Annotated in this window: 22 protein-coding genes, 1 other RNA gene and 1 pseudogene; 13 read left to right on the top strand and 11 right to left on the bottom strand. The window is 65.9% G+C overall.

The window, feature by feature from the left end; all coding sequences use genetic code 11:
* Window positions 1–116: 116 nt before the first annotated feature.
* The 4 genes from ACCQ06_RS15180 to ACCQ06_RS15165 all read right to left on the bottom strand — a co-directional run bounded on the left by ACCQ06_RS15180 (window position 117) and on the right by ACCQ06_RS15165 (window position 3548).
* Window positions 117–410, bottom strand: a complete 294-nt coding sequence (locus ACCQ06_RS15180) for a hypothetical protein (RefSeq protein WP_104616475.1) — start codon at window positions 408–410, stop codon at window positions 117–119.
* Between the two features lie 81 nt (window positions 411–491).
* Window positions 492–1931 carry a DUF2867 domain-containing protein gene (locus ACCQ06_RS15175; protein WP_425611858.1) on the bottom strand — a complete coding sequence of 480 codons (1440 nt, stop codon included), beginning with the start codon at window positions 1929–1931 and terminating at the stop codon, window positions 492–494.
* 24 nt (window positions 1932–1955) lie between these two features.
* Window positions 1956–2270, bottom strand: a complete 315-nt coding sequence (locus tag ACCQ06_RS15170; RefSeq protein ID WP_104616477.1) for a metalloregulator ArsR/SmtB family transcription factor — start codon at window positions 2268–2270, stop codon at window positions 1956–1958.
* Between the two features lie 342 nt (window positions 2271–2612).
* Complete coding sequence (locus tag ACCQ06_RS15165) at window positions 2613–3548, bottom strand: LysR substrate-binding domain-containing protein (protein WP_316686941.1); 936 nt, start codon at window positions 3546–3548, stop codon at window positions 2613–2615.
* A 170-nt stretch (window positions 3549–3718) separates the two neighbouring features.
* On the opposite strand from ACCQ06_RS15165, the gene ACCQ06_RS15160 reads away from it, so the two are divergent.
* Complete coding sequence (locus ACCQ06_RS15160) at window positions 3719–4606, top strand: DMT family transporter (protein ID WP_228323094.1); 888 nt, start codon at window positions 3719–3721, stop codon at window positions 4604–4606.
* A gap of 38 nt (window positions 4607–4644) precedes the next feature.
* Here ACCQ06_RS15160 and ACCQ06_RS15155 read toward each other — a convergent pair whose 3' ends face one another.
* The 3 genes from ACCQ06_RS15155 to trxA form a co-directional block, all read right to left on the bottom strand.
* Window positions 4645–5616, bottom strand: a complete 972-nt coding sequence (locus tag ACCQ06_RS15155; protein ID WP_316692613.1) for a peptidylprolyl isomerase — start codon at window positions 5614–5616, stop codon at window positions 4645–4647.
* A gap of 172 nt (window positions 5617–5788) precedes the next feature.
* Entirely contained in the window at window positions 5789–6238 is a 450-nt protein-coding gene (locus ACCQ06_RS15150) for a DUF4442 domain-containing protein (protein ID WP_316686939.1), read from the bottom strand.
* Between the two features lie 743 nt (window positions 6239–6981).
* The gene (gene trxA / locus ACCQ06_RS15145) at window positions 6982–7842 is read right to left on the bottom strand and encodes a thioredoxin (RefSeq protein WP_228323092.1); all 861 of its coding nucleotides are present in this window, start codon (window positions 7840–7842) and stop codon (window positions 6982–6984) included.
* Between the two features lie 160 nt (window positions 7843–8002).
* Here trxA and ACCQ06_RS15140 point away from each other — a divergent pair, with 160 nt between their 5' ends.
* The 8 genes from ACCQ06_RS15140 (at window position 8003) to ACCQ06_RS15105 (ending at window position 16170) form a co-directional block, all read left to right on the top strand.
* A complete protein-coding gene (locus ACCQ06_RS15140) occupies window positions 8003–8614 on the top strand; it encodes a DUF998 domain-containing protein (protein ID WP_316686936.1) in 612 nt (203 codons plus the stop codon).
* Window positions 8615–8686: 72 nt separating this feature from the next.
* Complete coding sequence (gene leuS / locus ACCQ06_RS15135) at window positions 8687–11329, top strand: leucine--tRNA ligase (protein WP_316686934.1); 2643 nt, start codon at window positions 8687–8689, stop codon at window positions 11327–11329.
* 391 nt (window positions 11330–11720) lie between these two features.
* A complete protein-coding gene (locus ACCQ06_RS15130) occupies window positions 11721–12368 on the top strand; it encodes an LPS-assembly lipoprotein LptE (RefSeq protein ID WP_316686932.1) in 648 nt (215 codons plus the stop codon).
* Window positions 12369–12383: 15 nt separating this feature from the next.
* Complete coding sequence (gene holA / locus ACCQ06_RS15125) at window positions 12384–13412, top strand: DNA polymerase III subunit delta (protein WP_228323088.1); 1029 nt, start codon at window positions 12384–12386, stop codon at window positions 13410–13412.
* Window positions 13409–14329 (top strand): nicotinate-nucleotide adenylyltransferase, encoded by a 921-nt coding sequence (nadD, locus tag ACCQ06_RS15120; RefSeq protein WP_228323087.1) that lies wholly within the window; start codon window positions 13409–13411, stop codon window positions 14327–14329. Before holA ends, nadD begins: the two co-directional genes overlap by 4 nt.
* A gap of 57 nt (window positions 14330–14386) precedes the next feature.
* Window positions 14387–14797 (top strand): ribosome silencing factor, encoded by a 411-nt coding sequence (rsfS, locus tag ACCQ06_RS15115; protein WP_104616487.1) that lies wholly within the window; start codon window positions 14387–14389, stop codon window positions 14795–14797.
* A gap of 11 nt (window positions 14798–14808) precedes the next feature.
* Entirely contained in the window at window positions 14809–15924 is a 1116-nt protein-coding gene (locus ACCQ06_RS15110; RefSeq protein ID WP_316686927.1) for a J domain-containing protein, read from the top strand.
* 169 nt (window positions 15925–16093) lie between these two features.
* A non-coding RNA gene (locus tag ACCQ06_RS15105) (sX9 sRNA) lies at window positions 16094–16170 on the top strand.
* Between the two features lie 213 nt (window positions 16171–16383).
* Here the strand turns inward: ACCQ06_RS15105 and ACCQ06_RS15100 are convergent.
* Window positions 16384–17919, bottom strand: coding sequence for an alkaline phosphatase PhoX (locus ACCQ06_RS15100; protein ID WP_104616489.1), 1536 nt, complete (start codon window positions 17917–17919; stop codon window positions 16384–16386).
* 121 nt (window positions 17920–18040) lie between these two features.
* Here ACCQ06_RS15100 and rlmH point away from each other — a divergent pair, with 121 nt between their 5' ends.
* Together rlmH and ACCQ06_RS15090 are read left to right on the top strand one after the other, a co-directional pair.
* Window positions 18041–18511 (top strand): 23S rRNA (pseudouridine(1915)-N(3))-methyltransferase RlmH, encoded by a 471-nt coding sequence (rlmH, locus tag ACCQ06_RS15095; RefSeq protein WP_055849938.1) that lies wholly within the window; start codon window positions 18041–18043, stop codon window positions 18509–18511.
* Between the two features lie 104 nt (window positions 18512–18615).
* Window positions 18616–18720 (top strand): annotated as a pseudogene (locus ACCQ06_RS15090) (23S rRNA (pseudouridine(1915)-N(3))-methyltransferase RlmH); the annotation flags it as partial.
* Between the two features lie 387 nt (window positions 18721–19107).
* Here the strand turns inward: ACCQ06_RS15090 and ACCQ06_RS15085 are convergent.
* From ACCQ06_RS15085 to ACCQ06_RS15075, 3 genes are all read right to left on the bottom strand, one after another.
* Window positions 19108–19782: an energy transducer TonB gene (locus tag ACCQ06_RS15085; RefSeq protein ID WP_228323084.1), complete on the bottom strand. Its 675-nt coding sequence runs from the start codon at window positions 19780–19782 to the stop codon at window positions 19108–19110.
* Window positions 19783–20089: 307 nt separating this feature from the next.
* Window positions 20090–23209, bottom strand: coding sequence for a TonB-dependent receptor domain-containing protein (locus ACCQ06_RS15080; RefSeq protein WP_316692611.1), 3120 nt, complete (start codon window positions 23207–23209; stop codon window positions 20090–20092).
* 330 nt (window positions 23210–23539) lie between these two features.
* Complete coding sequence (locus tag ACCQ06_RS15075) at window positions 23540–24277, bottom strand: SIMPL domain-containing protein (protein ID WP_228323083.1); 738 nt, start codon at window positions 24275–24277, stop codon at window positions 23540–23542.
* Between the two features lie 131 nt (window positions 24278–24408).
* Here ACCQ06_RS15075 and ACCQ06_RS15070 point away from each other — a divergent pair, with 131 nt between their 5' ends.
* Window positions 24409–24981 carry a Maf-like protein gene (locus tag ACCQ06_RS15070; RefSeq protein WP_228323082.1) on the top strand — a complete coding sequence of 191 codons (573 nt, stop codon included), beginning with the start codon at window positions 24409–24411 and terminating at the stop codon, window positions 24979–24981.
* Entirely contained in the window at window positions 24981–26480 is a 1500-nt protein-coding gene (gene rng, locus ACCQ06_RS15065) for a ribonuclease G (RefSeq protein ID WP_104616520.1), read from the top strand. The genes ACCQ06_RS15070 and rng overlap by 1 nt, the downstream gene beginning before the upstream one ends.
* Window positions 26481–26597: the final 117 nt, after the last annotated feature.

The following is a 26597-nucleotide window of genomic DNA, read 5'->3' as shown; positions in this document are numbered from 1 at the left end:
CCGGTACGAGCAACGCTTGCTCAAGCAAGACGCCAGCGCGCTGCAGGTTTCGTCGGAATAAAGGGCAGGCCGACTGCAGACATCCACCGATGTCTGCAGTCGCGCCCTGCGCAAGCTCAACCTTCGTCGAACTCGTATTCGACAAACACGTCCAGCTGCAAGGCCAGTTCCTGCACCGCTTCGCGCACCTTCTGCGCGGTGGCCTCGTTGCCGGCTTCCACTTCGAACTCGTGGCTGCCCGGACCTTCGTCGTCGGACAGGCCGGCCGAGCTGGAATCGTCGTCGTCCAGATGCGGCATCAGGTCGTCCACTTCTTCGACGTGCTCAATGCCCTCGATGCTCTGCAGCAGGTTGGCGATGGCACGTGCGTCGTCGTCGGTGCCGGTGATACGCATGCGAAGAGTCGGCATGGGAAAGCTTCCTTGGATTGGGGACCCAAAGCCTAGGCAGCCATCAGGCAAGATCGGGTGATGGCTGCGTGCGCCGGCTGCTCACGCGCGCTTGGCTGTTGCCTGTGCCGGGGCGGTATCCAGCACCGGCACCAGCAACGCCTGCGCGGCAGTGCGCAGCAGTGCCGGCGCGATGTAGCGATGATGCACGCCGTCCACCAAGGCCATGTACACGCGGCCAAACGTATTCCGGCAGGCCACCCGCGTCTCCAGGCTCAGCTCCACGCTGCCATCGTCCAGCACGTCCACGCCCACGCTGCTGCGGAAGACCAGGTGACGGTCGTCGGCGCCCAGCAAGACCTGCACGCGTCGATCCAGCGGCGCGGTGTCTTGCGCAAGCACCGGGAACCGGCCCGCGAACAGACAGTCGCGCTGTTCCGACAGCAACGACGACACCGGGCAGCCCAGCGGCGAGGTCCGCAACTGCAGCGGCGCCACCAGCGCATTGCGCAGCCGCATCAGCCAGGTCACGCCCCGCGGCGCGCGCTCGGTGAACCCTTCCAGCAGCAACGTCATCAAGGTGTGCGCACCGTGCTGACGCAACTGATGCGGCTGCAGGCGCAGCCGCACGCTGTCCTGATGATCGAAGCGGGGCAGGTGCCTGGTCAGCAGCGAGCCGGGCTTGGGGGCGGCATGCACGCTGACCTGCGCCCGCTGCGGTGCCAGCGCAACAAACCCCACCGGCCGCCGCAGCCGGCTCACTGCCTGGCGCAGCCTGCCGCTGAAGGAGCGCAGCCTGCCGCACCAGGCAAACCGGCTGCTGCCCGGCGATGCGGCCAGCGACAGGCCCACGGTAGGAATCTGCAGCGCACGCGCCTGGGCCGAGGCCAGCAGCGCAATCACGGACTCGGGCAGCGTTTCGGTGAGCGTTGCGATATCGGCGGTACCTGCCAGCACCCGTGCGCGTACCGCATCGCTCAACTCGCCGCCGGCCTCATCGCTGTGGCAGGACAGTGCGAAAAACGCCGGGTGTGCGGCCTGCGCTTTCAGCGGTGCGAACTGATGCCAGGTGCCGCCGCCAAAGCGCACGGTAAAGAGGCAATCGGCCGGCAGATCGATGTGCCGCAACGCCGCCAGAAAGTGCTGCGGATCTTGTTCGATCTGCTCCATCGAGGCGGTGCAAAAGCGCAGTTGCGCGCCACTGCTGCCGGTGATGGCGGTGAACATGCGGTGCCCGGCGTGGCGATGGAATGGGTGGCCGTTGGCACCCACCGCAAACGAGAACAGCGCGGTCGATTCGCCGCGCGCAAAGTCGGTGCCGGCCAGGCGTGCCGAGGGTTCGTCCAGCGCATCGTGAAAGCTGGGATGCGCGCGCTGGCGGCGGCAGGCCTGCTCGATCAACGGATTGCCTGCGCCCACGCCCAGTTGCGCGATCAGCGTGACCTCCACCGGCAGACCGCCGCTGTAGGACTCCAGACGGACGGACGGGAAACCTGCGTGTGCGTCGGCAGTGCGGTGCTGGCGTGTGCTGAACATCGGCATGAGTCCTTTGCGGCCGGAGGAGGGTCAGGAGGTTTTCTTGGTCAAGGCGCGCGCCTTGCGTTTCATCGGTGCCGAGGCCGGGCAGACTTCGAAGGCAAAACTGCTGAGCGTGTTGACCAGGTTGTCGGGGGTCAGCCGGTAGACCACGAACTGGCCGCGCCGCTCGCTGGACACCAGTCCGGCGGTTTCCAGTACCGATAGATGCCGCGAGATCGCCGGCGCGCTCATTTCGAACAACTGCCCGATCTGCCCGGCGGTGAGTTCCTGGTCTGCCAGGCACGCCAGCATCTTGCGGCGGGGCTGGGAGGCGAGGGCTTCGAAGATGCGGTCGATGGACATAAGGGTTTAGACAATTAACGAATTAGCTAATTAATTGATTTTATGGCGGCCGATGTCAAGCGCTTTTTCGGGGCAGCGCTGGCTGGCTGCGGCCGGCGACTGTCGCGAGCGTTTGGTGCGATTGGCCATGGGGCGCTGCTTACGTCTAGCGCAAGGCCTGTGCCAGCGTTGCGGTGCAGATCGCGGCCGGTTGGTGATGCGGGATTTTGTTGGCGCTAGCCAGCCGCACCCGTATGCCAAATCAGTCCCGCAGCCCCGTACGCACGTCGAGCACATCGCGCTCAAGTCATCCAGGCAAGCGAAAGCCCGTCCAGCAAGAACGCAGTGCTTCAACCAGCCGTCTCACGCAGCGGGCAGTGCCACCAGCTCTGCCGGCAACGCGGGCATCGGGGTGCGTTCGTCCAGCGCTTCGCGTTTGAGCCAGTCGATGAACAACGCCGCCGACGGGCTGGGCTCGCGGTGGCTGGGGTGCACGATGTAGTACGCGTAGCGGGCCTTGAGGGTAGGGCCTGGCAGCCGCACCAGTTCGTAGCGTTGCAGGTAGGGCTGGGCGATGTGCTTGCGTGCCAGCACCGCGCCCAGGCCGTACACCGCTGCGCGCATCGCATCGGTGCTGTCGTTGAAGGTATGCATCGGCGGCAGCGTGGTGCCGCGCACCTGGGCGGCGCGAAACCAGTCGCGCCAGCCTTGCGGCGACATGTCGCTCAGCAGCGGCAACCGGGCAATCTGCGCCGGTGTGCGCAGTGCCGCCACCTCCGGCAACGAGGGCGAGGCCACCGGGAACAGCGCATCGTCCATCAAATGGTGCGAGGTCAGCCCCGGCCATGCGCCTTGCCCATAACGGATGCCCAGTTCCGGGCCGCCTTCTTCGAAACGCGAGAACGCCGGGTCCGATTGCAGGTCCAGGCGGATGTGCGGATGGGCGCGACAAAAGCGCGGCAGGCGCGGCAATAGCCAGCAATACGACAGCGAGCGCAGCGTGGTGACACGCAGCGGGATGGCGTCTTCGCGCGGATGCAGGTTGCCGGCCACCGCGGCGATCTCGGCCAGCGCGGCGGTGGTGGCATCGGCCAGCTGACGGCCTTCGGCGGTGAGCTTGACCCCGCGCGGCAGCCGCTGGAACAGGGTGACCCCGAGCAGCGCTTCGAGCTTGCGCACATGGTGGCTGACCGCGCTGGCGGTGAGATGCAGTTCTTCGGCCGCATGCGCGAAATTTTGATGGCGCGCGGCGGCGGCGAACACGCCCAATGCGGGCAGCAGGGTCGGGCGCAGATTCATCGAGACATGAGTCAGATTTGTGGCTGACCGCGATACTACGCGCTTGTCGGGCCTGCGGTAGCAGCCGATGCTGCGTCATCCCGTCGCGATGATCGTGCCATGCCCAGCTGTCTGCCCGAGCTTGTCTTCTGCTGTTTCAGCGCCGCACGGCATGCCGCAGGAGCGCAGCCATGAGCGCGCATTCGTCGACGCAGCCAGTCGTTGCAACGCGCGAATGGCGGACCCCGCTCGAGCTGGGTTTTCTCGGCATCGTATGGGGGTGCTCGTTCCTGTTCATGCGTGTGGCGGCGCCCAAGTTCGGCACGGTGGCGTTGGTGGAAATTCGCCTGGCGCTGGGCGCGGCGGTCCTGCTGCCGTTTCTGTGGTTGGCGCGCGACCGCTTCCCCTTGCGCCGTTGGCCGATGCTGGCGGCGATCGGCGTGTTGAACTCCGCGTTGCCGTTCTTGCTGTTTGCCTGGGGCGCGCAACATGCACCGGCCGCCGTCGGTGCGATCTGCAATGCGATGACGGTGTTGTTCACTGCGTTGATCGCGTTCTTGTTCTTTGGCGAGCGCATCGGTACGCGGCGCGCGCTGGCTTTGCTGGTGGGATTCATCGGCGTGCTGGTGCTGGCGACCGGCAAATCGGCCGGGTTGAGCGTGGGCCCGGCGGCATTGGCCGGCGCCACCGCCTCGCTGCTGTACGGCATCGGCTACAACCTGGTGAAGCGCCACATGGGCGACCTGCCACCGGCTGCATCGGCGGCGTCCACGCTGGGGTGCAGTGCATTGCTGCTGGCACCGTTGGCCTGGCTGCAATGGCCGACCACGCCGGTGCCGGCAGTGGCCTGGGCCTGCGCGACCGCGTTGGGCGTGGTCTGCACCGGGTTGGCATTCTTGATGTATTACCGGTTGATCCAGCGCATCGGCCCGGCGCGCGCATCCACCGTGACCTACCTGGTGCCGGTATTCGGCGCGCTGCTGGCGTGGTCGCTGCTGGGCGAACCGCTGACCTGGACCATGTTGCTGGCCGCGGTGCTGATTCTGGGCAGCGTCGCCTTCAGCCAGCGCGCGCGCTAAGCACGCGCGCCCCGCTTTTGCGATTCGCGATTCGCGATTCAGCCCGCCGGCGGTGTCCGCACCGGCAGCGGCACGTTGCACAGATCGATATGCCCGGCCGGGCGCTTGTAGAAGTCGTCCTTGCGATTGCGGCGTGCTTCGGCCACGTCGCGGAAGCTCTGGCTGTCGGTGCGCAACAGTTGCAGGGGCGTGCGCTCGGCTACCGGCACATCGCTGGCCAAGCGGATCGCACGGATCGGCGAGCGTTGCGCGGCGTCTTCGTAGAAGCCCATCGGGTCCGGGCCGCGCGGGATCACGCTCAACAATTCCATGCCCTTGACCACGCGGCCGACCACGGTGATGTTGCGGTCCAGCTGTCGTGGCGATTGCCCGGTGACCACATACAACTCTGCGCCGATGCTGCTGTCTTCGTCATTGTTGCGGCCAGCACCAAGCGTGCCGTAGCAATGCGCCAGCCAGGCCTTGCCGGTGGCGCTGTCGCGGCCCGCCGGGAAGCCGTCGACAAAGCCGACCTGCGGCGCCCAGCCATCGCTGTCGGGCAGGCGCTGAAAATCCAGGCCTTGCGCGGCGCGTTCGAACTCTGCAGGCAGATGGGTCTTGGCCGAGCCCGATGATTTGGCCTTGCCCGGCGTCTCGCCATCGGGGTCGCCGAACTGCACCACGAAATTATCCTGCGAGCGATAGATGCTCAGCCCGTCCCAGAAGCGCTCGTGGGCCAGCGTGCGGATGTTGCCCACGTGCTCGGGTGCAAATTGCGGTGCAAGCTCGATGATCACCCGGCCGGTGTCCAGTTCCAGGTATAGCGTGCGATCGGGGTCGAGCACGCGCCACGCATTGGCCGGCGAGCTGTCCAGGATCTGTTGCGGGCTGCGGTAGGCCGCGTGGGCGGTAGCGGGCAATACCAGGGCGAGCAGGCAGGCAGAAACAACGGTGCGCAGCAGCATGAAGGCAACCAGCAAGGAGAGGTGCTTGATTCTTGACCAATGCGCGCAAGGACGCAAAGCGGCGATGTGCACGCCACGACGCCGACGCGCTACGCCGGCGTCGTGGCAATGATGACTGCGTGCCATTGCGCTGCACCTGGCGCAGACATGGCGTGCCCGCATCGAGCGGACGCGTCATGATCGATTGGCACATGGCTGTCGTTATTGCCTGCCTTGCAGCCGGTCGACAGGGTTGCAATCACCGCGCCGGTTTGCGCTTGACGTAGAGCTGCTTGCGCACGCGCGCAACGACGTCGCCATCGCGGTTGTGTATCGCGTTTTCGAACCAGCGCAGATGCTTCTCTCCGCCGGCGGTGGCGTCGCGCAGTTCGGCGAGCATGGCGTTGTCGATCACAAAGTCCGCGCTTACCGTGCCGCGCCCGGGTTTGACGAAGTCGATGCTGCCGGCCTTGTCCCACACGTAGTAGTCGCGCCCCAGGTTCTGCATCACCAGCAGCATCCAGAACGGGTCGGTCATTGCGAACAGGCTGCCGCCGAAATGGGTGCCCACGTAATTGCGATTCCACGGGCGTTGCCGCAGTTCCACACGCGCAAAGCGATAGTCGGCCGACAATGCGGTGACGTGGATGCCTGAAAACAGATACGGCGGCCACAGGTTGATGCCGAGCTTGAACAGTGAAGCGCGCATGCGGGCCGGGTTCCATGGCGGGTCGGGCCTGCAGCATAACATTCGCATGCGTATGGTTGGCGATGGCCGTCCATGGAAGCGACGTTGCCCGTCACGTGAGTCTGTCCAGGCGCCGCGTCATCTCCGGCCGCCCAAGCCGCGCCGCCTCGCGCAGAAGGCTCGACCACCCGCATGCTCTCGTAGGAGCGGACCTGGCCGCCACGGTGTGTCCCCGTTATCGGAGCAACGATTCATCGCGACGAGGAATGCCTCATCGCGGCCAGGTCCGCTCCTACGGGTCAGGGGGGGAGTCGTCGACGCTGCGCCGGGTGCCGTCTGCGCGATCTTGCGGGGACCGGCTTTCACGCTCTAGTGCAGGGCTGCATTACGCGTGAAGCGGCAGGGCGCCAGGACTTGTAGGAGCGGACCTGGCCGCGACGGTGCGTCACCGTTATCGCATGACGCTTCATCGCGACTGGGAATGCATCATTGCGGCCAGGTCCGCTCCTACGCGTTCATGGGGTCGGCCGTCTTCGTCGGGTCGGTCTTCAGGATGTCGGCAGTGTGCCGGTGCCCCGTTTGGAGAGGCAGGTCTGCGCGCCTTGGTAGCGGCAGGATGCAGATCTCGCACCGCACCGCGGCGCGCCGGATCCTGCGACCGACACGCTACGTGCAATGCGTGCAATGCGCGTGCAATCGACACGCTGCATGCAACCGCTCTCAGGCGTGCGAAGCCGCGTCTCGCGCCACAGTGCCCATCGCTATCAGAACACCAGCGCCGACATCTTGCGGCGGTAGCGGCCGACCAGGTCTTCGTCTTCGATCACGCGGAACGCATCGATCAGGCTGCGGCGCGGCAGGTTCTCGTCGAAGGCGCGATCCTGCCGCAGCATTTCCAGGAACTGTTCCAGCGCCGCTTCGTCGTTGCCGTCGAGCAGATGGCGCACGCCCAGCAGGTGACGCGCGCGCAGGTCGGCGCCATTGGCGTCCACGCTGGCCTGCAGCGCGCTGGCGTCCGGGGCGTCCTTGAGCACATTGGCAAAACTCAGGCGCGCCTTGGCACGCACCGCACGGTCGTCGGTGGCCAGGTTGGCGGGCAGGGCGTCGATCAACTGCTCGGCCTCGGCGGTGTCGCCGGTCTTGAGCAGCGCCAGTGCCAGATCCAGCTTGAGCTCGTCCTTGTCCGGCTCGGCGGCGATCGCCTCGCGCAACGCGGCGGCCTGCGCCTGCGGGTCCAGCGGCGCCTCGGGCAGCACCTCTTCGGCGATCTGCGGCTCGGCCGGCAGCACGCCGTGCTGGGTCAGGAATTCGCGCACCTGGCCTTCGGGCATCGCGCCGGGGAAGCCGTCGACGATCTCGCCACCTTTGACCAGGAACACCGTCGGCACCGAGCGGATCTGGAACGCCGCGGCGATCTGCTGTTCTTTGTCCACATCGACCTTGCCCAGCTCGAAGGCGCCGTTGTACTCGCCTGCCAGCTTTTCCAGGATCGGCGTCAGCGACTTGCACGGCCCGCACCAGGTGGCCCAGAAATCCACCAGTACCGGTGTCGTCAACGATTTCTGCAGGACCTCGGTCTCGAAGGTGTCGGTGGTGGCATCGAATACATGCGGCGTGTCGGACATGGGCTTCCTGTATGGGGTGACGGCAACAATGGGTGGTAATGGTGGCAAACCCGGCCGACACAAGGCCGGCCCGGGACGCCGAAGGGGGTTCACGCCGCGCCCGCCCGGCACGACAATGCCGCGTCCTGGTGGCGCGTGCGCCCCGCAGCGGAGCACCACAATGGGAACTACCGACAGCGCGCAGCGCTACCTGGGCCTGATCGCGGCAACCGTGTTCGTGCTGGCGCTGGCCGGGTTCGGGGCCACGCTGCCGGGCTATCTGCAGGCCAGCCACCCGGTCGCGTTGCTGGGCGCGCAGGGTGTGCCGCATGCGCTGGGCTTCAATCTGCTGGCGTTCGTGCTGGTCGGTGCGCTGGGCATGGTCACCGGCGTCAGCCTGCTGGCACGCATGCCGCTCAAGGCCGGCTGGACTCTGCGCGTGGGCGGGCAGCTCATCGTGCTGGCCGGGCTGGCCTTCGTCGGCATGGGCATGCTGCCGCTGGATCCCACCGATCTGGACGGCCGCGCCAGTCAGGCGCATGCCACGGCCTGGTTGCTGTGGGCGGTGGCGTTTGTGCCGGGCATGCTGTTGATTGCTGCAGCGCTGCTCAATGCCCCCGAGACCCGCACGCTGGCCTGGCTCAGCCTGGCGGCCGGGCTGCTGGTGGCGGTGCTGGCATTTGGCCCGCCCGGCCTGCTGCGGCAGGCCATCGCACAGCGCCTGGCGTTTCTGGCCTGGGTCGGCTGGCTGGCCGTGGCCGCCTGGATCTGGCCGGCAAAGCCGGCGATCTGAGCGAGCGGTTTGGAGCACCTGCTGCACTGCGGTACCCTGTCCCGCTTTGCACCGCCCGAGCATCCGCTCCCAATGTCCACCGTCGAACCCAACGCCTACGACCCGCAGCAGGTCGAATCCTCCGCCCAGCAGTTCTGGGACGCCACTCGCGCCTTCCAGGTCGACGAGAACTCGGACAAACCCAAGTTCTACTGCCTGTCGATGCTGCCGTACCCGTCCGGTGCGCTGCATATGGGCCATGTGCGCAACTACACCATCTCCGATGTGGTCAGCCGCTACAAGCGCATGACCGGCCACAACGTGATGCAGCCGATGGGCTGGGATGCGTTCGGGTTGCCGGCAGAAAACGCTGCGATCAAGAACAAGACCGCGCCGGCCAAGTGGACCTACGCCAACATCGAGCACATGCGCGGCCAGCTCAAATCGCTGGGCTACGCCATCGATTGGTCGCGCGAGTTCGCCACCTGCACGCCGGACTATTACGTGCACGAGCAGCGCATGTTCACCCGGCTGATGCGCAAGGGCCTGGCTTACCGCCGCAACGCGGTGGTGAACTGGGACCCGATCGATCAGACCGTGCTGGCCAACGAGCAGGTGATCGACGGCCGCGGCTGGCGCTCCGGTGCCCTGGTCGAAAAACGCGAAATTCCGCAGTGGTTCCTGCGCATCACCGATTACGCACAGGAACTGCTCGACGGCCTGGACCAGCTGGACGGCTGGCCGGACTCGGTCAAGACCATGCAGCGCAACTGGATCGGCCGCTCGGAAGGGCTGGAAATCCAGTTCGACGTGCGCGACACCGATGGCGCGCCGCTGGATCCGTTGCGCGTGTTCACCACCCGCCCGGACACGCTGATGGGCGTGACCTTCGTCTCGATCGCCGCCGAGCACCCGCTGGCGCTGCATGCGGCCAAATCCAATCCGGAACTGGCCGCGCTGCTGGAAACACTCAAGCATGGCGGTGTCTCCGAAGCGGAGCTGGAAACCCAGGAAAAACGCGGCATGGCCACCGGCCTGACCGCAGTGCATCCGATCAGCGGCGAGCAAGTGCCGGTGTGGGTGGCCAACTTCGTGCTGATGGGCTACGGCACTGGCGCGGTGATGGCGGTGCCCGGCCACGATCAGCGCGATTTCGAGTTCGCCAACAAGTACGCCCTGCCGATCGTGCAGGTGGTCAAGCTGCGCGAGCCGCGCAATGAAGACGAACAGACCTGGGACGCCACCCAGTGGCGCGACTGGTACACCGAAAAAAGCCGCGAGCTGGAGCTGATCAATTCGGCCGAGTTCGATGGGCTGGATTTTGGCGGCGCCTTCGAAGCCTTGGCCGAGCGCTTCGAGCGCAAGGGCCAGGGCCAGCGCCGCATCAACTACCGTCTGCGCGATTGGGGCGTCAGCCGCCAGCGTTACTGGGGCTGCCCGATTCCGGTGATCTACTGCGCCAAGTGCGGCGCGGTGCCGGTGCCGGAGGACCAGCTGCCGGTGGTGTTGCCGGAAAACGTGGAATTTGCCGGCACCGGTTCGCCGATCAAGACCGATCCGACCTGGCGCCAGACCACCTGCCCGGACTGCGGCGGCCCGGCCGAGCGCGAGACCGACACCTTCGATACCTTCATGGAATCGAGCTGGTACGTGGCGCGCTACACCAGCCCCAACGCACGCGACATGGTCGACCGCCGCGCCAATTACTGGATGCCGGCCGACCTGTACGTGGGCGGCATCGAGCACGCGATCCTGCACCTGATGTACTTCCGCTTCTATCACAAGCTCATGCGCGACGCGCGGCTGGTGGACAGCGACGAGCCGGTGACCAACCTGCTCACCCAGGGCATGGTCATCGCCGACACGTTCTATCGCGACGCCGACAACGGCGGCAAGGACTGGATCAACCCGGCCGATGTCGAAATCCAGCGCGATGAGCGCGGCCGCGTCACCGGCGCGGTGCTGATCGCCGATGGCCAGCCGGTGCACATCGGCGGCACCGAGAAGATGTCCAAGTCCAAGAACAACGGCGTGGACCCGCAGTCGATGGTGGCCAAGTACGGCGCCGACACCGTGCGGCTGTTCTCGATGTTCGCCGCACCGCCGGAGCAGTCGCTGGAGTGGAACGAAGCCGGCGTCGACGGCATGGCGCGTTTCATGCGCCGGTTGTGGGTGCAGGTGCATAAGCATGTGGGCGAAGGCGCAGCCGTTGCGCTGGACGCCGCCAGCCTGAGTGCCGAGCAGAAGGCGATCCGCCGCAAGACCCACGAAACCATCGGCAAGGTCAGCGACGACTACGGCCGCCGCCACAGCTTCAACACCGCCATCGCGGCGGTGATGGAGTTGTCCAACGCGCTGGCCAAGTTCGACGATGCCAGCGACCAGGGCAGGGCGGTGCGGCAGGAAGCACTGGAAGCGATGGTGCTGCTGCTCAACCCGATCACCCCGCATGCCAGCCACGCGTTGTGGCAGGTGCTGGGCCGTGGCGAAACACTGCTGGAAGACGTGGCGTTTCCGCAGGTCGATCCCAGCGCCTTGGTGCGTGATGCGTTGACCCTGGCAGTGCAGATCAACGGCAAGCTGCGCGGCACCATCGAGGTGGCAGCGGAGGCGACGCGCGAGCAGATCGAAGCGCTGGCTCAGGCCGAACCCAATGCCGCGAAATTCCTGGAGGGGTTGACGATCCGCAAGATCATCATCGTGCCGGGCAAGATCGTGAACATCGTGGCGGGGTGACGGCGGCGCCGGTCGGGTTGCCATTGCCGCTACGGGCAGCTTCCCGGAGCGGCATGGCGGCGCGGTGCAAGGTTGCTGCGGCGGTATTGGCAATGTGTTGCGCTGGCGCGTGGTGCTGCGCAGGTACGGGTGCTGCAGTGGTTCTCTGCGATTCACTGCGCTGGTGCGCTGCGACGCATGGGTGAAGTTGCCGCGATGGTTTCAGGTACTTCACTTCAGGCGAGATTGTTGAGGTGGCTTCTGGTCATTCGTTTCACCGGCGCGTGGCGACGCGTTTGTCATTCCCTGGGCGCTGTGTTGTTCCGCGGCGCCCTATCAAGCCCCGTTCACGCGGGCTGCGTCAGGCTAGCCGCCTGTTGCCGCCGCCGGGGCGCTCATTCAGACTGTGCCCATGATCCGATTTCCTACTGCTTTCGCTGCGTCCCTCGTGCTGGTCTCCAGCCTCACCGCCTGCGGCTTCCACCTGCGCAATTCGCTTGCGTTGCCGCCCGATACCCCGGCCGTGAAGGTGCAGTCCGCAGTGCAGTACAGCGAACTGGCCAAATTGCTGCGGCGTGGCCTCAAGGCTGCCGGCGCCACGCTGGCGGACGAAGACGCCAAGACCGGCTTTGCGCAGGTGCAGGTGTTGTCCGAGCGCTGGGGCGACTTGCCGATCGCCATCGACAGCCAGGGCCGTGCACAGGAATACAGCCTGCGCTACGCCGCCATCTTTACGGTCACCACCGCCAATGGTGCGGTGCTGGTGCCGCAACAGGTGATCGAGCTGTCGCGCGACTACGTGTCGCCGCCGGTGGATGCCACCGGTACCGCCACCGAGCGCGAGATCCTGGCCGACGAGTTGCGCAAGGACATGTCGGCCTCGATCCTGCGCCGTATCGATAGCGTGGTGCGTGCGCGCATAAAGCGCGGCGAGAGCCTGGAAAGCACGCCGACCGCGCCGCTGCCGCAAGCCACCACGCCGCCGGTGCAGCCGTCGACGCCGGAATCGAGCGTGCCGGCCGCGCTGCCGCCAGCGCCGCAGCCGTCAGGCAACAACTAAGCGCGGATTTCCGTCATGGAACTTCGCCCGGAACAGCTGGCCGGCCAGTCCAATCAGCCGTTGCAGCCGGCCTACCTGATCGCCGGCCCGGAAACCTTGCGCGTGCTCGAAGCGGCCGATGCGGTGCGCGCACGTGCGCGCGCCGAGGGCATCGGCGAGCGCGAGGTGTTCGATGCCGACGGCCGCGAGTTCGACTGGAACCAGCTCGACGCCAGCTTCAACGCGCCCAGCCTGTTCAGCCCGCGCCGCCTGGTGGAAGTGCGCCTGCCCAGCGGCAAGCCGGGCAAGGACGGCGCCGAGGTCATCACCCGCTTCTGCGCCAACCCGCCGCCGGATGTGGTGCTGCTGATCACCGCCAACGACTGGAGCAAGGCGCACCAGGGCAAGTGGGCCGAGGCGATCGGCCGCATCGGCACCATTGCCGTGGCCTGGGCGATCAAGCCGCATGAATTGTCCGACTGGATCGAGCGCCGCCTGCGCGCCCAGGGCCTGCGCGCCGACGCAGCCGCGGTGCAGCGCCTGGCCGAGCGGGTGGAAGGCAACCTGCTGGCCGCCGCGCAGGAGATCGACAAGCTGGCCTTGCTGGCCGACGGCAAGACGCTGGATCTGGAGGCGATGGAATCGCTGGTGGCCGATGCCGCGCGTTACGACGTGTTCCGCCTGGCTGAAACCACCTTCTCCGGCCAGCCCGCCGCGGTGATCCGCATGCTCGCCGGGCTGCGTGCCGAAGGCGAAGCCGTCGCCGCGCTGATGCCGATCCTGATCAAGGAACTGCTGCGCACCGCTGCACTGGCAAAGGTGCAGGCCAACGGCGGCAACCTGGCCGCGGAAATGAAATCGCAGGGCATCTGGGAATCCCGCCAGGCCCCGTTCAAGCGCGCACTGCAGCGCCACCCCGAGCCGCGCCGTTGGGAACGCTTCGTCGCCGAAGCCGGCCTGGTCGACCGCATGGCCAAGGGCCGCGCCGACGGCGATGCCTGGGTTGGCCTGGAACGCCTGCTGATCGCGGTGGCCGAAGCGCGCGCGGTGAGATTGCTGGCGTGAGAGCCGGCAAGGCCGGGACCGGGGACCGGGGACCGGGGGCCGGGGAAAGCATAGAGGCCGAGGCTGTTGACAGCGCCGCAAGCCCTGGCTCACAGCCCGAGAACCCGGCCATTGCTGTGTCCGGTTCCCCGGTCCCCGGTCCCCGGTCCCTGCAAAAAGAACAACACCCGCACCAACCCACCGACCAGGGTCCTGCGCCTCGCTCTTCCGGTTCCCCGGTCCCCGGTCCCCGGTCCCGGCTTCAAGAGTCCCGGCTCCACCTCTACTACGGCGGCACCTTCGACCCGATCCACCTGGGTCACCTGGCCATCGCCTGCGCGGCGCGCGACGAACTCGGTGCCCTCGTGCACCTGGTGCCGGCCGCCGATCCGCCGCATCGCGCCGTGCCCGGGGCCACGGCCGCGCAGCGCGCGCAGATGCTGGAGCTGGCGCTTGCCGGCCAGCCCGGGCTGCAGCTGGACAGCCGCGAGCTGCTGCGTGCCAGCCAACAGCTGGCGCCGTCCTACACTGTGGACACCTTGCGCGAGCTGCGCGAGCTACTGGGGCCCGCTACACCAATCGCCTGGCTGTTGGGTGCCGACGCCTTCGTTGGACTGCACCGCTGGCACCAGTGGGAGGCGCTGTTCGAGCTGGCGCACTTCGTCATCGCCGCGCGGCCGGGCACATCCCTGGACCTGAGCGATGCGCCGCACCTGGCCGCCGCGGTGCAGGGGCGCTGGGCCGCCAGCACCGATGCACTATTCGCCGCGCCGGCCGGCCGGTTGTGGCAATTGCACCACCCGTTGCGTGGCGAATCGGCCAGCGCGGTGCGCGCGCAGATCGCTGCCGGCAGGGCCTGGCAGGCGCTGGTGCCGGCGGCGGTGGCCGGCTTTATCGCCCGGGAAGGCTTGTACGGCTGCGCCCGCGCGGCTAGCTGAACACGCATCCGCCCGGACCGGCCTATAATTCGCGCCAATTCCATCGAGTTGCCCGCTTTGACCAGTCAAGCTCAAGTCATCAAGACCTCCCTTCCGAATCCGCCGCCGTCCGTGCCGGCCCTGTTGGCCACCGTACGCGAGGCCGTGGAGGAGCTGAAAGCCAAGGACGTGGTCGAGATCGACGTGCGCGGCAAGTCCAGCGTCTGCGATTACATGGTGGTCGCCTCTGGCACCTCGACCCGCCACGTCAAATCGATCGCCGAAGAAGTGGTCAGGTTCGCCAAGCGGCTGGACGTGATGCCGCTAGGTGTGGAAGGCGAGCGCGAAGCCGAGTGGGTGCTGGTCGACCTGGGCGACGTGGTGGTGCATGTGATGCTGCCGCGTGTGCGCGAGTTCTACGCGCTGGAGCGTTTGTGGACCGTGGGCGACCAGCGTCCGGACGATGTGGTTGCCGATTCCGAGGAGTGACTGGCCCCGGCATGGCGAGGAAATTGCAAGCCACCCCGGATGCCCCTGCTTCGCACGCACTGCAGCAGTTGCACAGTGGCGCTGCGCAGACGTCCGGCGTGGCAACGTCGCCGGCACGCAAACGCTTTGACCGGCTGCTGCGCGACCTGGAACTGCATCGCGCCCAATTGCAGGCCTGGCAAGTAGCGCTTGCGCAATGGCGCGAGCGCTATCACGGCGAGTTGCAGCCCTTGCTCGACCGTCGCCGCGATGCCGATATCGCCCTGGTCGAGGAGCTCGATCGCGCGCACGCTTCCTACAAGCTGGGAAAGGCCGATCGCGAATTTTTGTCGGATCTGCTGTGCAACATCGCCGGCCCACTCATCGAAGCCGGCCACGAGGCGCTGCGGCCGATCTACGATCGCCACAGTGTGGTCGGCTATGACCAGGACGTCTCCGAATCCGATGCGCTGATGAAGCAGATTCTCGGCCAGGCCTACGGACTGGATGCCGACGAACTGGATGCGATCGACTCGCCCGAAGAACTCTTCGAGCGCGTGAGCGAGCGCCTGGAGCAAGAGCACGCCCAGCAGCAGCAACGCCAGACGCAGCGCCGCAAACGCGCCGAGCGGAAGGCCACTGCCGCCACTGCCGAACCGCCGCCGTTGCGCGAGCTGTATCGCAAGCTGGCCGGCAATCTGCACCCGGACCGCGCCAAGAACGACGATGACCATGCCTCGCGCACGATCCTGATGCAGCGGCTCAATGCCGCCTATAAGGCCGGCGATCTGCTGGGTTTGCTCGAATTGCAGGCCGAAATCGGCCTGTTGGACGCGCAAGGTGTGGACGCGATGAACCCGGCGCGGTTGCAGGAGTACAACCGCGAACTGGATCGCCAGTGCAAGGACCTGCAGCAGCAGGTGCGGCAGCAGGCGGGCGACTTCTGCGCCGAGTATGGATTGGACCTGCCGTCGCGCCCGAAGCCGGAGCGGCTGGGCAGGTTGATGGCGCAACTCAAGCGTGAGGTCGAAGACGAGTTGATGGAGGCACGCCAGGGCCTGCGCGAACTGGGCGATCCGCAATCGTTCAAGCGCTGGTTGAAGATGCAGCGCGTCATGTCGAGCATGCCCGAAGCGCCCTGGTTCTGACCACGCGCGGCAATGACGCGAGTGGCTGCGCTGCGAGACCGAACGCGCGTGCATATGCGCGGTTCCCAACACCGGTGATGCCAGCCGGACGCCGGTAGCGAGGCTTTAGAGTCGCCAACACAACGACTGTGCTCAGCGCCAGGCGGGCGCGGCCGGTGCTTGGTGCGGCATGTACCACTCGGACACGCCGGTTCTGAGCGCGCCGTCCACACCCGCCTGACGACTGCTCGCTACGCGTTGTTAGCCGCTCTTGGCTGCAGCGACCGACCACGCTGACCGTGCGACCAGCCTGCCGCCACGCGCGACATTCGGAGTTGGCGCATCGACCGTGCGCCTGCATGCGCTACGTTTTCGTTGTCGGCCTGTGCGGGTCTTTCGGCACGCTTGAAACCTGCCGGATGAGCGGTGATACGCCCTCCGGCAGGTGTCGCGTCGACTGCTTGGCTGCAAAGAAGCGGCTTACAACGGCCCGCGTTCCCACGGCCCGGTGATGGCCAGGGTAATCCCCGGTGTCTGGATGTTGACGAACAAGGTGCGTGCCAACGGGTCCCAACAGGCGCCGCAGAACTCGGTGTCGCGATAATCGCCTTCGGCAATGGTCTTGCCGGCATCGGCAATCTGCTGCGAGGTGAGCTGCACGTTGTTCTTGGCCAGATAGAACGATTCGCCGTTGCGGGTCAGGCCCAGCAAGCGCGCGCCGGGGCCGTATTCGTCCGGGCTTTCGCCGCCGTCTTCGCACAGCACCACGCCGCCGCGCGCACTGACGGTGACGTTGTCCGGGTTGTGCGCCGCCAGCTGATTGCCGCTGACGAACAGCGCGCTCAGGCGCTGGGTGAACAGGTCCAGCACCCACACCGCGCCATTGCCGTAACCGCGCCGGCCCTGTGCATCCACACCGGTGCTGGTGTCGACGATGAAGAGCTTGCCGTAGCTGTACCAGATACCTTCGCCGCGGCTCATGCGTAGCGCACCGTCGGCCCAGGCTTGCGCGAACGGCCCGCTCAAGGTGTCGTTGGCGCCGATGTCGGCAAAGCCGGCTGGTGCGGCGATGCTGTCCAGATCGGGCTCGCTGATATCCACCCATTCCAGCTGGAACTGCTGGCCGATGCTGGCCACGGTGAGGTCGGCATTGCGACGTCCGCGCACGCGCGCGGCCTGCAGCCGGCCGCCGTTTTCCAGCGAGCCATTACGGCCGCGGCGGTCGTTGGGAATGAAGCGATACAGGCCGGCCTTGTTGCGGTCGTCTTCGGTGAGATAGACGATGCCGGTGCGCGGATCGATCGCCACCGCCTCATGGCTGAAACGGCCCAGCCCTACCAGCGGGCGGCCGGTGGTGCGGTGGTTGTCGGGGTCCACTTCGAACACATAGCCGTGCTTGCGGCCGGTGCTGGAGACCGCGTTGGTCTTGATCTCTTCGCAGCTCAGCCAGGTGCCCCAAGGGGTCGGCCCGCCGGCGCAGTTGACCAGGGTGCCGCCCAGGCTGGGCTCCAGGCTGCCCCAGCCACGGCGGCCGTAACTCAGCGTGGTGGTGCCGCCGCCGGCCTGTTGGATGCCGCTGACGATGCCGGTGTCGTACATGGCCGGTGCGCGGAACGGGCTGCCGGCGCCGCGTTCGTGGTTGCGGATCAACACGTATTCCAGGCCGCGCAGCGGGTCGCTGCCCGGGCGCCAATCCGGCCGGCGCAGGCCGACCACGGCCATGCCGTCGTGGCGGTCGGGGCAGGGCTGGCCATCGTCCATGCGATCGCCGCTCCAGCCGAACGAGCGGTAGCTGAAACCGCGCGGCAGCTGCAGCAGCGGCAGGCCGGTGCTCTGGTCGGCGACCGGGGCGAGCGGGCCGTAACGGCTGGGGACCGGTGCGAGTCGCACCGACGGGGAGGTGGCGGCCTGGGCCTGGCGCGACTGCAATGCGCCCAAGCTGCCAAGGGCGCCGGCGGCCATGACGGCGGCGCTGCCCTTGAGAACCTGGCGGCGGGCGGGATCGAAAATCGGCATCGAACGACTCCTGCGTGGCTGGGTGGTCGGGCGACACTAAGTGCCGGCTGTAACCACGCCATGACACGCAACGACAAATCGCCACGGACTGCCCAGGCTGTGACGCGGATATCATGTACGGATGAAATGCCGACTCATCGCCACCGGCGAACGCGCACCGGCCTGGGTGGCGCAAGGTTTTGCCGAGTATCAAAAACGTCTGTCGCACTGGATGCCGCTGGAGCTGGTCGAGATCGAACCCGGTCTGCGCGGCAAGGGGCGCGATGGGCAACGCGCCATCGACGACGAAGGCCGTCGCGTCATCGCCGCGCTGCCCAAGAACGCGCATGTCGTGGCGCTGGATGTGCCCGGTCGCCCGCTGAGTTCAGAGCAACTCGCCCAGCGTATGGAACACTGGCGCGGGCAGGGACGCGACCTGGCCTTCCTGATCGGCGGCCCGGAAGGTCACGCGGCCGAGGTGCTGAAAAATGCCAACGAAAGCTGGTCGATCGGCCCGCTCACCTTGCCGCACATGCTGGTGCGCCTGATCGTGGCCGAGCAGCTGTACCGCGCTGCGGCGATGCTGGCCAATCATCCGTATCACCGGGCGTAATGGCGTAATGGCGTCATGGCGTCATGGCGTCATGACGTCATGACGTCATGACGTGCGCGGTGCAGCTGGCGTCATCGGAGCGGCTGATCGCCAAAACCCGCGAGATCGGCCCGCTCACGTTGCCGCACATGCCGGTGCATTTGAGTGTGGCCGAGCAGTTGCGTCGCGCTGCGGCGATGCTGGCCAATCACTCGATTCAGCGTGCTTGACGGCGTCTGAGTCAGCACGCAACGGCTTGCTCGATAGCGCGACTGCGCAACGTCTGCTCAGCTTCCGGACGAATGCGACCCGAAGCGATGGATGAGGCGTGTCGCGCGCTGTTGCCGGTTTTGATCGCGTCGGCGGGATCCGTCGTGCTGCTCGCTCGCTTCCTTCTGTTGGCCGCCTCTCGCCCATCGATGCGGCGGGTCGTCACTGGCGCTCCCAGTGGTCATGCGGCAGGTGACGGACACTGCGGCGTGGCCGCTTCGCTTGCTGCCTGGCGCGTGCGTTCGTGGCGGAATAGTTGGCGCCAGCGTGTGCGTAGAGGTTCGCAGTGGTGCGGCGGCCGCAGTTGCAGGCCGCCGCGTCGGTCCACGCTTCAATTCAACGAAGCTTCAATTCAACGAAAAGCTCACCGGCACCAATCCGTAGGCCTGCACGGCCTGGCCATTCTGCATCGCCGGTTGGAAGCGCCAGCTGCGTAGCACCTGGCTACGCGCGGCCAGATCGAGTGCGCGATGACCGCTGCTGGTTTGCACGCTCACTTCGGCCGGGCGTCCATCGGTACCCACCAGCACGCGCAGCAGCACCGTGCCTTGCTGCCCCGCACGCAATGCAGCCACCGGGTAGCTCGGTGCGGGCGAGCTCAGATACTGCAGCTGACCCGCCTCGATCGGCCCGCTCGGTGCAGCGATGGTGGGCGCGCTGTCCATCGCAGTGTCGGCTGCCGGAAGGGCAACCGTTGCGCTGTCGACCACTGGTGTCTGGTTTATGAGAGGAGTCGGCACCTGCACCGGAACTGGCACGGTCTTCGGTGGTGTATGCGTCTTGGGCGTGAACCTCACCGTGACCGGGAGTACCAGCGGCGGCGGTGGGGCGGTCGGTATCGTGATCGGCATGACCCAGCGCGGCTCGGGTGGCGGTTGCGGAACCGCCCGATGCGACAGCGGAATCAGCAACAAGCCGCCGGCCAGCAGATGCAGCGCCACGGCCGTGCTCATCGCCAGGACGCGCGAGGTGTCGATGCCAAGGGGACGGGAAGAAACCTGCGATTGCGTGCGAACCATCATCCACCTCCAAAAACGGAACTGCGGAAAGGACCAGCGCGGCCCGGACGCACTACACCATCCGGTAGCGTAGGTTTACCGCAGCGCGCGCGGCTGCACAAGCATGGCGCGCATCTGCGAGGGACATGCCACATCGCAGAGGATGCGGGAGCGATCTCGCCATCATGTCGATCTCCATAACCAACTGGCTTTTCAAGGTGCCACTCCACACAAGCACCGGCATGCAAACGCCCAGCCGAAGCTGGGCGTTTGCGGTAGAAAAGCCCAGCCCATTGCGGGGCTGGGAAAGCGACGCTGACGGGAGAGTGCGTCAGTAGTCGTACGACACCGAGAACATCGCGTAGCGGGGCTGGGTGAAAAACGCGCCCATGTTGTAGGTGTTGGACAGGGTGAACGGGCCGTCTTCCCAGGTGGAATCGACCTGCTGCGGCTTGCGCTCGTTGAAGATGTTGAAGGCCTGCAGCGTCATGGCGAGCTTGTTGTCGGCGAACGCGGGGCGATAGGTCAGGCCGAGGTCGACGATCTTGGTCCACGGCAAACGACCGGCATCGCCTGGACGCGAGGGCTGCCCGTTGCAGATGTGGTACGACGAGCGATAACCCACCGGGTCGCCGGCATCGGAATCTTCGCTGATGCCGTTGATGCTCACATACCCCAGGCAGGATTTCGGCGTGCCGGACAGCACCCGGATGTTGCCTGCAAGCAACCACTCGGGCGCGATCTGGTAAGAACCGTAAATCTTGATCTGGTGGCGACGATCGTTGGCCAGATAGCCGCCCGAGTACCACATCAGCGCAGCGGCATCCCAGTCCTGGGTCTTGGAGACATCGGTCTGACCGATATCGGATTTGATCTGGCCTTCGGTATTGCCGAAGTTGCGCGACCAGGTGTAATCGATACGACCTTCCCACTTGCCGTCGAACGGATGTTGCAGGAACAGGTCCACCGCCAGATAGGTGCGCTTGGCCTTCTTGTCGAACCCCCAGTCCGACGGCGACATCGACACCGATGTGCGGCCGGAGCCATCCAGGTTGGCCAGGCTGAAAGAGTTGGTTTCGCCGGGATTGAAGATGATGCAGCCGGGCACGTTGACGGTGCTGGGATCCACGCCGATCGCGGTCAACTTGGTGCGCATCCGGTCGGCGTCGCAGACGTCGTCGATGGTGGCGCCCAGCGAGCGGTAAGTGGCCTTGGCACCAGTCACCCAGTTCTCGCCAAGCGTCTTGTCGAAGCCGAGCATGAACTCGTCCTGGTACATCGACTTCAGATCGGTGGCGGCGATACCGGCCGCATCCGGAGCCTGGCCGCATTCCAGCCCGGCGGAGACCACATTGCCGGAACAGGTAAAACCTGCAGAGGCATCCACCGCCACCGGTGTCAGGCCGGTCGGATTGCCTTGCGCGTCGATGCCGCTGTAAGTGAAGTACTCGTTGGTGAACGTGGACGGCGAAGCGCCACGGATCGCCACGCTGTTGGGGAGCGCCAGATAATAACGGCCAGCGTTGCCATACACCTTGAGCGATGAATCGCCGAACACGTCCCAGCTCACGCCCAGGCGCGGAGCCCATTGGTCGCCGCTGCGCACGTAGGGGACGCCAACGTCATTGAAGTTGGTGAACTTGTCGTTGCGGATGCCCAACGTCAGCAGCAAGGTGTCGGTGGCCTGCCATTTGTCTTCGAGGAAGTAGGCCTTCTGTTCCACCGACATGCTGGTGGCAGTGTTGAACACGGTCTGGTTGACGAAATAGCCATTGCCACCGGCTGGACCAACGCCGAGTGCGGCGCGAATCGGCGAGGTGGGGCGCGAGGAGCGGCCGTAGGTCCAGGTATAGCCGGGGCCGGTGGTAATGACGCCTTCGTTGCTGGCATCGAAGTGCATGTTGTCCACGCCCGCCGTCAGCGTGTGGGCGCCCAGCACATACTCCAGATCGACCCGCAGGCCGCGGGTGGTGTTTTCGCCGTCGCGTGCCTGGCTGGAGGTCTGGTTGTTGCGGATCTCGCGGCCGCCGGTGATGGCCGGGTCCTGCAGATTGGTGCTGTTGAGTTGCGGCGCGGTGCTGGGGTTGTTGCGGAAGTCGGTCTGGCGGCTCTTGCCGTACGTCGCGCTCAGGGTGAGGTCATCGGTGATGTAGCTGGTGTACTTGCCGATGTAGTAACGGTCGTTGACCTTGACGGTGTCGGCAAAGGCGCCAGCGGCGTCGCCGCCAAGATCGGGATAACCCAGAAAGTCGCTGTAGGCGCCACCTTCGCGGTAATTGTTCTTGATGCCGGTCAGTTCGAGGATATTGCTGTCGTTGATGTTCCAGTCGATCTTGGCGTAGAGCTTGGGCTCATCGATGCGGTAGTTGTTGCGGCCGATCACCGGGTCGTCGCGGCGCGAGGTCGACACGCCTTCGCTGCGCTCCTGCTCGGCGGCGACGAAGACGAACAGGCGGTCTTCGATCAACGGCCCACCGGCGTAGACGCTGTAGACCGTATTCCAGAGCTGGTCGTCCTTGCGGCTGCGGTACAAGGTACCTGGCAGGCTCTGATCGCTGTATTCATAGCCGTCCGGTGGCGTGGTCGAGGGATAGAACACGTTCTTGTTGTCGCTCGACAACGATTTCGGACGCCACAGCACCTGCGTGCCGAAATGCCACTCGTTGGTGCCGCGCTTGCCGACCTGGCTGAGTACGCCACCGGCCGAACGCCCATAACGCGCGCTGTAACCGCCGGTGTAGGTTTCCTGCTGATCGATGGCGCCGAACGGCAGGGTGACGCCGCCGATGTTGGAGAGCGGGTTGGAGGTGAGATAGCCGTTGAGGTAATAGGCGTTTTCGGTGACGCCGGCGCCGCCGAAGGAAATCGCATTGCCGAAATAGCCGCTGCCTTGCACAGCGCCTGGTGACAAGAGCGCAATGGCTTCTCCCGAGCGCGCCAGCGGCAAACGCTGCAGCTGCTCGGCGGTAATCACCGTGCGCGAGGCGGTGGCGGAGACATCCACCGGCGAGATGTTTTTGCCGGTCACCGTGATGGTGCCCAGGTTGGTGGCCTCGGACGAGGTACTGCTAGCAAACGACACATCGGTGCCCGCACCGACGCGCAGGGCGATGTTCTTGCGTGTCTCGACGGCCTGGCCGTCGCGTTGCAAGGTGACCGTGTAAGTGCCGACGGGAAGATTGCCGATGGTGTAGCGCCCGTTGGCGTCCACGCTCGCTGTGCGCGAGAAACCGGTATCGCTTTGCGCCGTGACGGTTGCACCCGCGTCAGCGGGCGCGCTGCCGTAGATCCCTGCAGTGGTGCTTTGCGCGGCGGCAGTGCCGGAGGCCAGCACACCAACGGCGCCGCTCAACGCAAGCGCAAGCACGCTGATGCGGGAATAGCGTGCACGCGAAGATGCATGACGCGATGGCGGATGGAACGTGCGCTTCGAAGCGGCGTGGCCGGTCATCATGTCTCTCTCCAGAGGAGCGCCATCACGAATATGACGGTGCGCTGACAACCGATGCTAGAGAGCTGTAGAGCCTGCTTAAAGAACGATTTCTCTAAATTTCATGTTTTTTTAAGCACAAACGTCAAAAATCGCCTATTCACATCAATCAAAGTGTGGCATTGGGCACTTGTAAGTTACCTGCTTTCAGGTGGGACAGCGAAATTTGCCGACTGATATCACGCTCAGGTTTCGCGTCTCCGCAGGAGGATTCCGCAACAGCACTCCGCAAACAACACTGCCCTCCGAGGAGGGCAGTGCGAGACATGCTTCGGGACGGTATCTGCGTCTTCAGCGACCCAGCTCGAAGGTCACATCCAGCGTGATCGACAGCGTGCTCTCGCCGGGCGCCACTTGGGTGTCCATTTCGGCCTTGGCCGAGCGCAGCGAGGCGGCCATCATCATCGGGCGTACTACGCCGCCACCGCCGCGGCCTTCGGAGATGCTGACAATGCGCCGCACCTTCAGGCCCAGCGACTTGGCATAGGTGTCGGCACGGGCCTGGGCTTTTTTCAGCGCGGCCACGCGGGCCTCGTCGTAGGCAGGTTCGGGCTGGTCGACCGAGAAGCTGGGGCCGTTGATGTCGTTGGCACCCTGGGCCACCAGTGTGTCGAGCACCTTGCCGAGCTTGGAGATGTCGCGCACCTTCAGGCTGACCGTGTTGCTGGCCTGATAGCCGATGATCTTCGGCGCTTCGTTTTCCTTGTAGGTGTATTGCGGGCTCAGGTTGATGCCGCTGGTCTGCACGTCCTTGTCGGCGATGCCGGCGGCCTTGACCGCAGTCATGACCTTGCTCATCTGTTCGGCGTTCTGGCGCATGGCGGCGTTGCTGTCAGCAGCCTGGGTGACCACGCCAGCAGACAGGGTGGCGATATCCGGCACGCGCTTGGCTTCCGCTTCGGCCGACACGTTGAGCAGGGTGCCGTCGTTGGGAATGGTGGAGTTCGACGCGGACTGGGCGTGTGCGGTCATGGCGGTTCCGGCAGCGATGGACAGGGCCAGCAACAACGGCTTGAGGGTGGTACGCATGAGATCTCCTTGTCTGTGGTGCGAGCGTGTTGGGAGCTGGATGAATATGTTGTGAGTCGAACGCCGCCGCGCACCCGCTGCCCGCGTTGCGAAGTCAGCGGGCGAGCGCGGCCAACAGGTATGCTGGGCGGATGCTCTATCTCGCCTCCCGTTCGCCACGCCGACAAGAACTGCTGCAACGCCTGGATGTGCCGTTTCAGACCCTGGAACTGGACGTGCCCGAGCTGCGCGCGCCCGCCGAATCGCCCGAACAGTACGTGCAGCGCGTTGCGCTGGACAAGGCGCGCGCCGGCCTTGCGCAGGTGCAGGCGCGCGATGCCGACGCGATCGTGCTGGGCGCCGATACCGAAGTGGTACTGGGCGAGCGCGTGTTCGGCAAGCCGGTCGATGTCGACGATGCGATCGCGATGCTGCGCGTGTTGTCCGGGCGCACCCACCAGGTACTCACGGCGGTGGTTCTAGTCTGCGCACAGCGCGCCCCGGCGCAGGCCCTGGTGGTGTCGGAGGTGACCTTCGACACGCTCGATGACGCGCAGATCGCTGCCTATGCCGCCTGTGGCGAGCCCATGGGCAAGGCCGGTGGCTATGCGATCCAGGGGCGCGCAGAACGTTTTATCAGCCATTTGTCCGGCAGCTATTCCGGCGTGATGGGATTGCCGCTGCATCACACCTCGCAGTTGCTCACAGCCTTCGGAGCGCATTGATGTCGGAAGAGATCTTGGTCAACGTCACCCCGCGCGAAACCCGCGTGGCGGTGATCGAGAACGGCATGTTGCAGGAGCTGCATATCGAGCGCGGCTGGCGCCGGGGCGTGGTCGGCAACATCTACAAGGGCAAGGTGCAGCGGGTGATGCCCGGCATGCAGGCGGCGTTCGTCGAAGTCGGGCTGGAGCGCGCAGCGTTCCTGCACGCCAACGACGTGGTGCGCCCGGCACCGGCGCCGGCCAGCGTGGTCGATACCGAAGAAACCCCGATCCCGCCGCCGCCTGCCGCGGCGGTGCCGATCGTGGAGCTTCTGCGCGATGGCCAGGACATCGTGGTGCAGGTGGTCAAGGACCCGATCGGCACCAAGGGCGCGCGGCTCACTACCCAGATCAGCATTCCCTCGCGCTACCTGGTGCTGCTGCCGCAATCCAAGATCGTCGGGGTGTCGGCGCGGATCGAGGACGAGGCCGAGCGCCTGCGTCTGAAGACCATCGTCAGCGAGGTCTCGGCTCAGCACGGTGGCTTCGGCTACATCATCCGCACCAACGCCGAAGGCCAGCCGGCCGAGGCGCTGGCCGAGGACATCGCCTATCTGTCGCGGGTCTGGACGGTGGTCGAGCGGCGCGGCCGCGAAGCGCCCCCATGCAGCATCATCTACGAAGACCTGAGTCTGCCGTTGCGGGCGGTGCGCGACCTGATCCGCAAGGACGTGGAAAAGGTCAAGGTCGACTCCAACGAAACTTTCGCGCAGTTGCAGGCGTTCGTGGCCAAGTACATGCCGGTGCTGGCCGAGCGGCTGGAGCTGTATACCGGCGACCGGCCGATCTTCGACCTGTACGGGGTCGAGGACGAGATCGGCCGCGCGTTGAACAAGCAGGTGCCGCTCAAGTCCGGCGGCTATCTGGTGATCGACCAGACCGAAGCGATGACCACCATCGACGTCAACACCGGTTCGTTCGTGGGGCAGCGCAATCTCGAAGAAACCGTGTTCCGCACCAATCTGGAAGCGGCGCAGGCGGTGGCGCGGCAGCTGCGGCTGCGCAACCTGGGCGGCATCATCATCATCGACTTCATCGATATGGACGATCCCGAGCACCGCCGCCAGGTGCTGCGTACGCTGGAAAAGGCGCTGGCCCGCGACCACGCCAAGACCACGGTGTACGAGTTCTCGCCGCTGGGTCTGGTGGAAATGACCCGCAAGCGCACCGTCGAAAGCCTGGAGCGGCAGTTGTCGGAAACCTGCGGCCAGTGCGGCGGGCGCGGCACCATCAAGACCGCCGAAACGGTGACCTACGAAATCTTCCGCGAGATCACCCGTGCGGTGCGCCAGTTCGATGCCGCGCGGCTGCTGGTGATCGCGTCCTCGAAGGTGGTCGCACGCATCACCGACGAAGAATCCGCAGCGGTGGCCGAGCTGGAAGAATTCCTGGGCAAGAGCATCCGCTTCCAGTCCGACGATCAATATTTGCAGGAGCAGTTCGACGTGGTGTTGCTGTGAGGCGGGGATTTGGGAGTCGGGAATCGGGAATGGGGGTGAAGCCAAAGGCCCTCTGCGGGATGCGACTGACATCCTTAGAATGCTGTCGCGCGCAAGCAGATGATCGTGCGCGCGGTG

The sequence above is a fragment of the Xanthomonas sp. NCPPB 4467 genome (assembly GCF_041475665.2).
Lineage (GTDB): Bacteria > Pseudomonadota > Gammaproteobacteria > Xanthomonadales > Xanthomonadaceae > Xanthomonas > Xanthomonas dyei.
This window is presented reverse-complemented; position numbering and strand designations above follow the sequence as displayed.

Coding starts and splice junctions, on each gene's coding strand:
- ACCQ06_RS15180 (WP_104616475.1), bottom strand. CDS start 410: ATGCCGACTCTTCGCATGCGTATCACCGGCACCGACGACGACGCACGT.
- ACCQ06_RS15175 (WP_425611858.1), bottom strand. CDS start 1,931: ATGCCGATGTTCAGCACACGCCAGCACCGCACTGCCGACGCACACGCA.
- ACCQ06_RS15170 (WP_104616477.1), bottom strand. CDS start 2,270: ATGTCCATCGACCGCATCTTCGAAGCCCTCGCCTCCCAGCCCCGCCGC.
- ACCQ06_RS15165 (WP_316686941.1), bottom strand. CDS start 3,548: ATGAATCTGCGCCCGACCCTGCTGCCCGCATTGGGCGTGTTCGCCGCC.
- ACCQ06_RS15160 (WP_228323094.1), top strand. CDS start 3,719: ATGAGCGCGCATTCGTCGACGCAGCCAGTCGTTGCAACGCGCGAATGG.
- ACCQ06_RS15150 (WP_316686939.1), bottom strand. CDS start 6,238: ATGCGCGCTTCACTGTTCAAGCTCGGCATCAACCTGTGGCCGCCGTAT.
- trxA (WP_228323092.1), bottom strand. CDS start 7,842: ATGTCCGACACGCCGCATGTATTCGATGCCACCACCGACACCTTCGAG.
- ACCQ06_RS15140 (WP_316686936.1), top strand. CDS start 8,003: ATGGGAACTACCGACAGCGCGCAGCGCTACCTGGGCCTGATCGCGGCA.
- leuS (WP_316686934.1), top strand. CDS start 8,687: ATGTCCACCGTCGAACCCAACGCCTACGACCCGCAGCAGGTCGAATCC.
- ACCQ06_RS15130 (WP_316686932.1), top strand. CDS start 11,721: ATGATCCGATTTCCTACTGCTTTCGCTGCGTCCCTCGTGCTGGTCTCC.
- holA (WP_228323088.1), top strand. CDS start 12,384: ATGGAACTTCGCCCGGAACAGCTGGCCGGCCAGTCCAATCAGCCGTTG.
- ACCQ06_RS15110 (WP_316686927.1), top strand. CDS start 14,809: ATGGCGAGGAAATTGCAAGCCACCCCGGATGCCCCTGCTTCGCACGCA.
- ACCQ06_RS15100 (WP_104616489.1), bottom strand. CDS start 17,919: ATGCCGATTTTCGATCCCGCCCGCCGCCAGGTTCTCAAGGGCAGCGCC.
- rlmH (WP_055849938.1), top strand. CDS start 18,041: ATGAAATGCCGACTCATCGCCACCGGCGAACGCGCACCGGCCTGGGTG.
- ACCQ06_RS15085 (WP_228323084.1), bottom strand. CDS start 19,782: ATGATGGTTCGCACGCAATCGCAGGTTTCTTCCCGTCCCCTTGGCATC.
- ACCQ06_RS15080 (WP_316692611.1), bottom strand. CDS start 23,209: ATGACCGGCCACGCCGCTTCGAAGCGCACGTTCCATCCGCCATCGCGT.
- ACCQ06_RS15075 (WP_228323083.1), bottom strand. CDS start 24,277: ATGCGTACCACCCTCAAGCCGTTGTTGCTGGCCCTGTCCATCGCTGCC.
- ACCQ06_RS15070 (WP_228323082.1), top strand. CDS start 24,409: ATGCTCTATCTCGCCTCCCGTTCGCCACGCCGACAAGAACTGCTGCAA.
- rng (WP_104616520.1), top strand. CDS start 24,981: ATGTCGGAAGAGATCTTGGTCAACGTCACCCCGCGCGAAACCCGCGTG.